Origin of the sequence: Shewanella sp. 1CM18E (genome assembly GCF_023161665.1) — a bacterium.
Taxonomy (GTDB): Bacteria; Pseudomonadota; Gammaproteobacteria; order Enterobacterales; family Shewanellaceae; genus Shewanella.
The window spans coordinates 1-1,740 of the sequence record NZ_JALNTW010000031.1 but is presented as its reverse complement, the minus strand read 5'-3'; the positions used below and the strand labels follow the sequence as shown (position 1 = coordinate 1,740).

The window sequence follows — 1,740 nt, the reverse complement described above, 5'->3', positions numbered from 1 at the left end:
CATCACCGCTAGGAGCGTACCTTCTCCCGAAGTTACGGTACCATTTTGCCTAGTTCCTTCAGCCGAGTTCTCTCAAGCGCCTTGGTATTCTCTACCCGACCACCTGTGTCGGTTTGGGGTACGATTCCTACTAACCTGAAGCTTAGAAGATTTTCCTGGAAGCATGGCATCAACTACTTCAGTCCCTTAGGACCTCGTCATCAGCTCTCAGCCTTAAGTACACCCGGATTTGCCTAAGTGTACAGCCTACAACCTTAAACGCGGACAACCAACGCCGCGCTAGCCTAGCCTTCTCCGTCTCTCCATCGCAGTTAGCAGAAGTACGGGAATATTAACCCGTTTCCCATCGACTACGCCTTTCGGCCTCGCCTTAGGGGTCGACTCACCCTGCCCCGATTAACGTTGGACAGGAACCCTTGGTCTTTCGGCGAGGAGGTTTTTCACCCCCTTTATCGTTACTCATGTCAGCATTCGCACTTCTGATACCTCCAGTGTGGGTTACCCCTTCACCTTCAACGGCTTACAGAACGCTCCTCTACCGCACTAGATAAATCTAGTACCCATAGCTTCGGTGTATTGCTTAGCCCCGTTAAATCTTCCGCGCAGGCCGACTCGACTAGTGAGCTATTACGCTTTCTTTAAATGATGGCTGCTTCTAAGCCAACATCCTAGCTGTCTAAGCCTTCCCACATCGTTTCCCACTTAGCAATAACTTTGGGACCTTAGCTGATGGTCTGGGTTGTTTCCCTTTTCACGACGGACGTTAGCACCCGCCGTGTGTCTCCCGTATAGTACTCATTGGTATTCGGAGTTTGCAAAGGGTTGGTAAGTCGGGATGACCCCCTAGCCTTAACAGTGCTCTACCCCCAATGGTATTCGTACGAGGCGCTACCTAAATAGCTTTCGAGGAGAACCAGATATCTCCCGGTTTGATTGGCCTTTCACCCCCAGCCACAAGTCATCACCGCATTTTTCAACATACGTGTGTTCGGTCCTCCAATTGATGTTACTCAATCTTCAACCTGCCCATGGCTAGATCACCGGGTTTCGGGTCTACACCTTGCAACTAAACGCGCAGTTAACACTCGGTTTCCCTACGGCTCCGCTATTCGCTTAACCTTGCTACAAAATGTAAGTCGCTGACCCATTATACAAAAGGTACGCAGTCACGGTCTCAAGAACCGCTCCCACTGCTTGTACGTATACGGTTTCAGGTTCTATTTCACTCCCCTCACAGGGGTTCTTTTCGCCTTTCCCTCACGGTACTGGTTCACTATCGGTCAGTCAGGAGTATTTAGCCTTGGAGGATGGTCCCCCCATATTCAGACAAGATGTCACGTGTCCCGTCCTACTCGTTTTCACATAAAGTTAGTTTTCATGTACGGGGCTATCACCCTGTGCCGCTGCGCTTTCCAACGCATTCCACTAACACCCTCTATGCTTAAGGGCTAATCCCCGTTCGCTCGCCGCTACTAGGGGAATCTCGGTTGATTTCTTTTCCTCCGGGTACTTAGATGTTTCAGTTCCCCGGGTTCGCCTCATTAACCTATGTATTCAGTTAATGATACTAGCTTATGCTAGTGGGTTTCCCCATTCGGACATCGTTAGCTCAAATGCTTGTTACTAGCTCGCCAACGCTTTTCGCAAGTTACTACGTCCTTCATCGCCTCTGACTGCCAAGGCATCCACCATATACGCTTAGTCACTTAACCATACAACCCAAATAAGTCTCTATGAGAT

Annotated in this window: 1 rRNA gene (only partly in view); it reads right to left on the bottom strand. The window is 49.7% G+C overall.

The features are described 5' to 3' along the window. Positions 1-1,712, bottom strand: a 23S ribosomal RNA gene (locus MSG37_RS21175) (it extends 1,270 nt beyond the left edge of the window). Between the last annotated feature and the right edge of the window lie 28 nt (positions 1,713-1,740).